The 7,972-nt window shown below is 70.7% G+C and carries 6 protein-coding genes and 2 tRNA genes; 1 reads left to right on the top strand and 7 read right to left on the bottom strand.

The genetic code is table 11. From position 1 onward, the window contains the following. Positions 1-452: 452 nt before the first annotated feature. The 4 genes from ACRDP3_RS12930 to ACRDP3_RS12915 form a co-directional block, all read right to left on the bottom strand. Entirely contained in the window at positions 453-1,310 is an 858-nt protein-coding gene (locus tag ACRDP3_RS12930) for a DegV family protein (protein WP_431517051.1), read from the bottom strand. Positions 1,311-1,357: 47 nt separating this feature from the next. Then, the gene (locus ACRDP3_RS12925; RefSeq protein WP_431517050.1) at positions 1,358-1,987 is read right to left on the bottom strand and encodes a hypothetical protein; all 630 of its coding nucleotides are present in this window, start codon (positions 1,985-1,987) and stop codon (positions 1,358-1,360) included. 166 nt (positions 1,988-2,153) lie between these two features. Continuing rightward, the gene (leuS, locus tag ACRDP3_RS12920) at positions 2,154-5,027 is read right to left on the bottom strand and encodes a leucine--tRNA ligase (RefSeq protein ID WP_431517049.1); all 2,874 of its coding nucleotides are present in this window, start codon (positions 5,025-5,027) and stop codon (positions 2,154-2,156) included. Between the two features lie 510 nt (positions 5,028-5,537). Beyond that, positions 5,538-5,610 (bottom strand) — tRNA-Ala (locus ACRDP3_RS12915). 160 nt (positions 5,611-5,770) lie between these two features. Between ACRDP3_RS12915 and ACRDP3_RS12910 the strand changes: the two genes are divergently transcribed. Then, entirely contained in the window at positions 5,771-7,156 is a 1,386-nt protein-coding gene (locus ACRDP3_RS12910; RefSeq protein WP_431517048.1) for a glycosyltransferase 87 family protein, read from the top strand. Between the two features lie 12 nt (positions 7,157-7,168). Here the strand turns inward: ACRDP3_RS12910 and ACRDP3_RS12905 are convergent, their stop codons facing one another. From ACRDP3_RS12905 to ACRDP3_RS12895, 3 genes are all read right to left on the bottom strand, one after another. Beyond that, a complete protein-coding gene (locus ACRDP3_RS12905; RefSeq protein WP_431517047.1) occupies positions 7,169-7,402 on the bottom strand; it encodes a hypothetical protein in 234 nt (77 codons plus the stop codon). A gap of 6 nt (positions 7,403-7,408) precedes the next feature. After that, entirely contained in the window at positions 7,409-7,603 is a 195-nt protein-coding gene (locus ACRDP3_RS12900; RefSeq protein ID WP_431517046.1) for a hypothetical protein, read from the bottom strand. Between the two features lie 184 nt (positions 7,604-7,787). Beyond that, positions 7,788-7,860, bottom strand: a tRNA-Ala gene (locus ACRDP3_RS12895). Between the last annotated feature and the right edge of the window lie 112 nt (positions 7,861-7,972).

Below are 7,972 nucleotides of genomic sequence, written 5' to 3'. Positions count from 1 at the left end.
CGGGTGGGTCGAGGCCTGCCGGGGAGGCTGCCACCACGGTGGGTGGCCCGGCGCGCGCCGGCGCGGGAGCGTCACCACGGCCGGAGGAGCGCTCACCCGTCTCGGGAGACATTAGGGGCGCCGTCGGCGCCGGCCTTCCCGCGTCCAGGCCGTCATCGCCCTCGGCGAGCAGCGCCGCCGCGCGCTCACCGAGCCCGGCCGGCAGATCACCCGGAGCAGACGGGCCGGGCGGAGCAGGCCGGCCGGAACGGGACGCGGAGCGCCGTCGGGAGAAGCGACCGCCCCGGTGGGGCGTGAGGGATCGGGGCCCACGGGGCGGGCGCGTGGGACGGGGGCGACGGCGGAGGCCGGATCGAGTGCTCATGCCGACCGACGGTAGGCAGAACCGTACGCGCTAGGTGATCTTGGTCAATTGCCGGGGAGAACTCGCCGGTTGTGGACAACCCCGTCACTCACCTCAGCGACACCACGGCGCCGAGCAGCCCCGGGCCGGTGTGTGCGCCGATCACCGCGCCGACCTCGCTCACATGCAGCTCGCCCAGCCCCGGCACCCGTTCACGCAGGCGCTGCGCGAGCTGATCGGCACGTTCCTGCGCCGCGAGATGGTGGACGGCGATGTCGACGGATGCCTTGCCCGACTTCTCGACCACGATCTCCTCCAGGCGCGCGATCGCCTTGGACGCCGTCCGCACCTTCTCCAGCATCGCGATCCGGCCGTCCGCCAGCTCCAGCAGCGGCTTGACGGCGAGAGCCGAGCCGAACAGCGCCTGTGCCGCTCCGATCCGGCCGCCCCGGCGCAGATAGTCGAGTGTGTCGACGTAGAAGTAGGCGAAGGTCCCCTCGGCCCGCTTCTCGGCCGCGGCCACGGCGTCGTCCAGCGTGCCCCCCGCTTCCGCCGCCTCCGCCGCCGCCAGTGCGCAGAAGCCCAGCGCCATGGCGACGACCCCGGTGTCCACGACGCGTACCGGGACGGGGGCGTCGCGGGCCGCGAGCACCGCCGCGTCGTAGGTCCCCGAGATCTCCCCCGACAGGTGCAGCGAGACGATCCCCTCCGCTCCGGCTGCCGCCGCCGCGCGGTACGTCTCCGCGAAGACCGCCGGACTCGGCCGCGAGGTGGTGACGGCGCGCCGCTCACACAGGGCTTCCGCGAGCGAACGCGCGGAGATCTCGCTGCCTTCTTCGAGCGCCTGGTCGCCGACCACCACGATCAGCGGCACGACGTCGATGCGGTGTCGTGCCAGAGTCGCCTGCGGCAGGTAAGCCGTGGAATCCGTGACGATCGCTACGTCGGGGGCAGCCCCGCCGGCCATGCTGCGGGACGTGGTGCTGCGGGACATGAAGTGAGGCTACCGCCGTCTCAGGAGGCGCTTCGCGGACGGCCCTTGTCCAGCCGGGGGGCCTCGGCCGGCTGCGGGGCGCTGTCCAGCCCGGGGGCGCTGTCCGCGCCCTGCCAGTGCCGCAGCGCGCCCGACTCGATCTCGATCTGCCGGCGCAGCGCGCCCAGCCCCTCCACGTCGTACTGCCGCGCACGGTCCTGCGCCGCGAAACGCAGCGAGTCCGCCGACTCCGTGATACGTGCGACGCGCTCACGCACCTCGGGGAGCCGCTCGGCGGTGCGCGCCTTGTCGGGCTCCCGTTCCATCAGCAGCCGCAGCTCGACGTCGAGTTGCCGTGCGTGGTCGTGCAGCCGGTCGAGCAGGCCGATGGCCTCGCGCAGCGACGGGTCCCTGGTCGCGTCCGCCTCCAGGGCGCGGCGGGTGCCGTCGATGGAGGAGCGCAGCTCCAGCCGCTTGCGTGCCAGCTCGCCGACCGGGCCCGGCTGGGCACTCCTCGCCCGCAGCGTGGTCTCCTCGACGGTCCGGCGGACCTGACTGCCGGTCCGCTCGACGCCGCGCCCCACGGCCCGTACGACACGCACCGCGGCGATGACGCCGAACGTCACGGAGAGTACGAAGAGCAGCGCCACCACGCCGATGACGAATTCCACGAGCACGCTCCTTCGTCCGTGGGCACGCAAGCACGCATGCCTGCCTGTGCGGTTCTCAGTCCAGCGTAAACGGACAGGGCCGGTGCCGGGTTCCGGCCGGACCCGGACCGGACCCCTAGGGGTCCGGTCGGGGGTCTGGCCGGGGTCTGGCCGGGGCCGGGCAGCGCTACGCCGGGACGACGTTGACCAGCTTCGGCGCCCGTACGATCACCTTACGGATGCCCGCACCGCCCAGCGCTCCGACGATCGCCGGCTCGGCCAGTGCCTGCGCCTCCAGGTCGGCGTCCGAGATCGAGGGCGAGACCTCCAGACGGGCCTTGACCTTGCCCTTCACCTGCACCACGCAGGTCACGGTCTCGTCCACCACGTACGCCGGGTCGGCGACCGGGAAGTCGTGGTGCACGATGCTCTCTTCGTGCCCCAGCCTCCGCCACAGCTCCTCGGCGATGTGCGGGGCCAGCGGCGCGATCAGCAGCAGCATCCGCTCGGCGATCGAGCGGGGTACCTCGCGCACCTTGGTGACGTGGTTGTTCAGCTCGGTGATCTTCGCGATGGCCGTGTTGAAGCGCAGCGCGTCCAGGTCCTTGGTGACGCCGTCGATGGCCTTGTGCAGCGCGCGCAGCGTGTCCTCGTCCGGTTCGGCGTCGACGACGGTGACCTCGCCGGTCGCCTCGTCCACCATGTTGCGCCACAGCCGCTGCAGCAGCCGGAACTGGCCCACGACCGCGCGGGCGTCCCAGGGACGCGAGACGTCCAGCGGACCCATCGCCATCTCGTACAGCCGCAGCGTGTCCGCGCCGTACTCCGCGCACATCTCGTCCGGGGTGACGGCGTTCTTCAGTGACTTGCCCATCTTGCCCAGCACCCGGCTGACCTGCGCGCCCTGGTGGAAGTAGGCTCCGTCCACCTCCTCGACCTCGGCGGCCGGCACGGCGATGCCGCGGCTGTCGCGGTAGACGAACGCCTGGATCATGCCCTGGTTGTACAGCTTGTGGAACGGTTCGACCGAGGAGACGTGCCCCAGGTCGTGCAGCACCTTCGACCAGAAGCGCGCGTACAGCAGGTGCAGCACGGCGTGTTCGGCGCCGCCCACGTACAGGTCGACGCCGCCGCTCGGCTGCCCCTCGCGAGGGCCCATCCAGTAGCGCTCGATCTCCGGGTCGACCAGTCGCTCGCTGTTGTGCGGGTCCAGGTAGCGCAGCTCGTACCAGCAGGAACCAGCCCAGTTGGGCATGGTGTTGGTCTCCCTGCGGAACCGGCGCGGGCCCTTGCCGTCGCCCAGGTCCAGGGTGACGTTCACCCAGTCCTCGTTACGGGACAGCGGGGTCTCCGGCACGGTGTCGGCGTCGTCGGGCTCGAAGGTGCGCGGTGAGTAGTCCTCGACCTCGGGCAGTTGCAGGGGCAGCATCGACTCGGGCAGGGCGTGCGCGACGCCGTCCTCGTCGTAGACGACCGGGAAGGGTTCGCCCCAGTAGCGCTGCCGGCTGAACAGCCAGTCGCGCAGCCGGTAGTTGACGGTGCCCTCGCCGATGCCGCGGCCCGCCAGCCAGGCCGTGATCTCCGCCTTGGCCTCGACCACGCCCAGCCCGTCCAGGGTGACGTCGCCGGCCGAGGAGTTGACGATCTTCGCGTCGTACGACACGAAGGCGTCGTCCCACGCGGCCGTGTCCGTGCCCCGGTCGTCCGCCGGCTCCACGACGCACCGCATCGGCAGTTCGAAGGCGCGCGCGAAGGCGAAGTCGCGGTGGTCGTGCGCGGGTACGGCCATGATGGCGCCGGTGCCGTAGCCCATCAGTACGTAGTCGGCGATGAAGACCGGAACCTGTTCGCCGCTGGCCGGGTTGGTGGCATACGCGCCGGTGAAGACTCCGGTCTTGTCCTTCGCCTCGGCCTGACGTTCGACGTCCGACTTGGCGGCCGCCTGCGCACGGTAGGCGGCGACGGCCGCGGCCGGGTCGGCATGGCCGCCGGTCCACACTCCGTGGGTGCCCGCCGGCCACTGAACCGGCACGACGCTGTCGACCAGCGGGTGTTCGGGGGCCAGCACCATGTAGGTGGCGCCGAACACGGTGTCCTGACGGGTGGTGAAGACCTCGATCTTCCCGTCGCCCAGCGGGAAGTCGATACGGGCGCCCTCGCTCCGGCCGATCCAGTTGCGCTGCTGCAGCTTGATCGCCTCGGGCCAGTCCAGTCCGTCCAGATCCGACAGCAGCCGGTCGGCGTAGGCGGTGATCCGCATGTTCCACTGGCGCAGCTCGGCCTTGAAGACGGGGTAGTTGCCCCGCTCGGAGCGGCCCTCCGCGGTGACCTCCTCGTTGGCCAGCACGGTGCCCAGCCCAGGGCACCAGTTGACCGGCGCGTCGGAGGCGTAGGCCAGCCGGTACTCGCCCAGCACCTCTGCACGCTGGACGTCGTTCAGCTCGTCCCAGCGCGCGAAGCCGTCCGGCGTCTCCCGCTCACCCGCCGCGAACTGCTGAACCAGTTCGCCGATCGGCCGGGCGGTCTGCGCCTCCGCGTCGTACCAGGAGTTGAAGATCTGAACGAAGATCCACTGGGTCCACTTGTAGTAGTCCGGGTCGATCGTCGCGAAGGAACGGCGCTGGTCGTGGCCCAGGCCCAGGCGGCGCAGCTGCGCCCGCATCTGGACGATGTTGGCCTCGGTCGAGGAGCGGGGGTGGGTGCCCGTCTGGACCGCGTACTGCTCGGCGGGCAGGCCGAAGGCGTCGAAGCCCAGGGTGTGCAGGACGTTGTGCCCGGTCATCCGCTGGTGGCGGGCGAAGACGTCGGTGGCGATGTAGCCCAGCGGGTGGCCGACGTGCAGGCCCGCACCCGAGGGGTAGGGAAACATGTCCATGATGAACTTCTTGGGCCGGGCGGCCAGCTCGGGCTCGCCGCCCAGTTCGCCGTCACCCGGGTTCGGCGCCTCGTACGTGCCCCGCTTCTCCCAGAAGTCCTGCCAGCGTGCCTCGATGTCGGCGGCCAGCGCCGCCGTGTAGCGATGAGGGGCGGCGGTCTCGACGGCTGTCGTCGTCTCGGTCATGGTCTTCAAGGCTCCATCGGTCGTCTCTGCCGAGCGCAAATGAAAAAGCCCCTCGCACAGGAGGGGACGCCGCGCCGATTCCGGCCCTCGCGATCATGTCGATGTCGCTCGGGGGCCGGGAGTGATCAGCGCGGCCGACTAAGCAGAAGGCGTACGGCACGCATGCGGTCAGGGTACCGCAAGGGCGGCTCCCCCTCTTTCGAGTGGTCCACCCAGTACTGCGGTGGCCCCAAGGCCGACCGGAAGGCGAAGTCCCGCCCCGTCAAAGGCCGCGGGCGGCGAAGCCCCCGCCACGCGAGGCGAAGCCGAGCAAGAACGACAAAGGCGACGCCGCCCGCGCCTCCCGCGGACACACATCCCCCATCGACACCCACTCCGAGCCAGACGGCACCCCGTCAGGGGCGGGGGTGCGGGTGGCGAAGCCCCCGCAACGCGAGGCGAAGCCGAGGAGAAACGACAAAGGCGACGCCGTCCGCGCCTTCCGCGGACACACGTCGCCCATCGCCTTTGTGGAGCTAAGGAGAATCGAACTCCTGACCTCTTGCATGCCATGCAAGCGCTCTACCAACTGAGCTATAGCCCCAGACATCAGTCCGCCGAGAGGGTTTCCCCGCGGCGGCGACGCCAACCTTACACGGCACCGGCCAGGTTCCGCCAAATCCGTTTACCGATCTCGCGGCCGCAGCGGGCGGCGGTACTGTCAACGACCCGTGCAGTCGATCACGCCTCTGGAGCCGCACGCCGTGAGCACACTGCAGCAGACCGTGCAAAGCCGGTCGCGGGGATTCGTCAGGACGTACCTGCTGCGGCGTCCGGCTCTGCTCGCCTCGGCCGTCTGCCTGCTCTCCTTCGCCGCCTTCTGGGCGGCCCAGCGAGCGACGGACGTCTCGATGATCGACCTCATGGTCTACCGGGCGGAGGGCTGGACCGTACGCACGGGTGCGGATCTCTACTCGATGCGCGCCACCCACGCCGACCTGCCGATGACCTATCCGCCCTTCGCGGCGCTGCTGTTCCTGCCGCTGACGCTGCTGGACGTGGCGGACATGCGCACCCTGGCCACGGCGGGGAACCTGGTGCTGCTGGTCGCACTCGTCCACCTCTCCCTGCGGCTGATCGGCCGCCACTCACCCCAGCCGCACACGTCGCGGCCGGCTGTCACGCTGCTGATCGCGTCGGTCGCGGTGTGGTGCGAACCGGTGTGGACGACGCTGCGCTACGGCCAGATCAATCTGCTGCTCGCCGTGCTCGTGCTGTGGGACCTCTCCCGCCGTTCCGCTCACCGGTGGGCCGGGGCGGGCATCGGCGTCGCCGCCGGCATCAAGCTCACACCCGCGCTGTTCGCCGTCTTTCTCGCGGTGTGCGGAGCCGTGCGGGGCTGGCAACGGCTGCGGGACGGTCACAGCGTCGTCGGCGCTACGGCCGGGCACGCCAATCCCCGGCTTCGGCAGGCTGCCGTGGCGACCGGCGCGTTCCTGGGGACGGTGCTGCTCGGGGCGGTGCTGCTGCCGCGTGACTCGCTCCGCTTCTGGGGTGACGCGATCTTCAAACCGGAGCGCGCCGGCCACGCGGAGATCACCGACAACCAGTCACTGCGCGGCCTCCTCGCCCGCCTCCTGCACACCGGCGACCCGGGCGGCCCGTGGCTGGCGCTGATCATCCTGGTGACGGTGCTCGGGCTGGGCACGGCCGTGGCCGCGGCGTTCGCGGGGCGACGGCGGCTGCCGCACGCACCGGCCTGGGCTGCGCTCACCTGCGCCGTCACGGCGCTGCTGGTGTGCCCCGTGTCCTGGTCGCACCACTGGGTGTGGTGCGTGCCGTTGGTCCTGCTGCTGGGAACGGAGGCGCTGCGGCGCGAGAGCGCCGCGCTGTGGCGGGCGCTGGCCGGGAGCGCGGCACTGGTCTTCTGTTCGTACGCGCTGTGGTGGGTGCCGCACGGCGCCACCGGGCCCGTGCGGCCCGAGTTGAACCAGTCGGGCGGCGAAATGGCGCTCTCGGCGGTCTACCCTGCCGCCGGGCTGGGCTTCCTCGCGCTGGCGGCCGGCGTGACCGTACGGGCGCTGCGCAGGCCCGCCCCGTACGAACCGGACAGTGGCACCCGAAAATTGACAGACCGGACGGCCTGGTGACGGGCGGCCCGGTCAGGCTGTCGCGAAGGAGTAGAAGCGCTTCAGGGTGCAGTGTTCATCGAGCAGCCGGCCGTAGATGGGCTCGCCGTCCAACTCACGGTAGGTCTCGATCGGATCGCCTTTTATGATCAGCGCCCGCGCGCAGTCCTCGCACCAGTACTGGAAGTCCGGATTGACCGGTTCCATGTCACGTACGACGGGCGTACCGCTGCCGCACCAGTCGCACTTCCGGCTGTGTGCACCCATCAGTCATCAGCTCCAGCTGTGGCCGCAGGCCGTGCACACGTAGGACACTCCTCCGTTGTCGCCGAGCATCTGAGCAACGTTCGATGAACCACAGGCCGGGCACAGCAAGGCTGTTGGGAACGCGGCGAGCGGGCCGGCAGTGGACCGGGTGCGCGAGCGAGCCGTCCGCCGAACGCCCTCGATGAGGACACCTGCCGACATCGCACACGCCCCTCCCCTCCGACCTCCCCCTCCTGCCATCACGATTCTGCCACGTTCTTCCACGTCTCAGGAGGCCCGGTCGGCGATCCCGGCACCGCGCCACGCTCGTTGAGGGGGCAGCGCGGGGCCACCATGAGCGCGAAAAACGGCCCGTCGCCTGTGTGCAGGAGACGGGCCGGGAATGTGGAGCTAAGGAGAATCGAACTCCTGACCTCTTGCATGCCATGCAAGCGCTCTACCAACTGAGCTATAGCCCCGCGCGGTTCCAGGCGCCGCGACGCCGTGAACGAGCAGCAGCATAACCGTTGACCAGGCGGGATGCGAAATCAGCCGTGAGGCACGTCAGTCGTCGTCGCCGAGCACCGGCGC

This window comes from Streptomyces sp., from assembly GCF_050698815.1.
In the GTDB taxonomy this organism is placed as follows: domain Bacteria; phylum Actinomycetota; class Actinomycetes; order Streptomycetales; family Streptomycetaceae; genus Streptomyces.
This window is presented reverse-complemented; position numbering and strand designations above follow the sequence as displayed.

Excerpts from the sequence above, each read along its gene's own strand:
- ACRDP3_RS12905 (WP_431517047.1), bottom strand. The coding sequence starts at position 7,402 with ATGGGTGCACACAGCCGGAAGTGCGACTGGTGCGGCAGCGGTACGCCC.
- ACRDP3_RS12900 (WP_431517046.1), bottom strand. The coding sequence starts at position 7,603 with ATGTCGGCAGGTGTCCTCATCGAGGGCGTTCGGCGGACGGCTCGCTCG.
- leuS (WP_431517049.1), bottom strand. The coding sequence starts at position 5,027 with ATGACCGAGACGACGACAGCCGTCGAGACCGCCGCCCCTCATCGCTAC.
- ACRDP3_RS12930 (WP_431517051.1), bottom strand. The coding sequence starts at position 1,310 with ATGGCCGGCGGGGCTGCCCCCGACGTAGCGATCGTCACGGATTCCACG.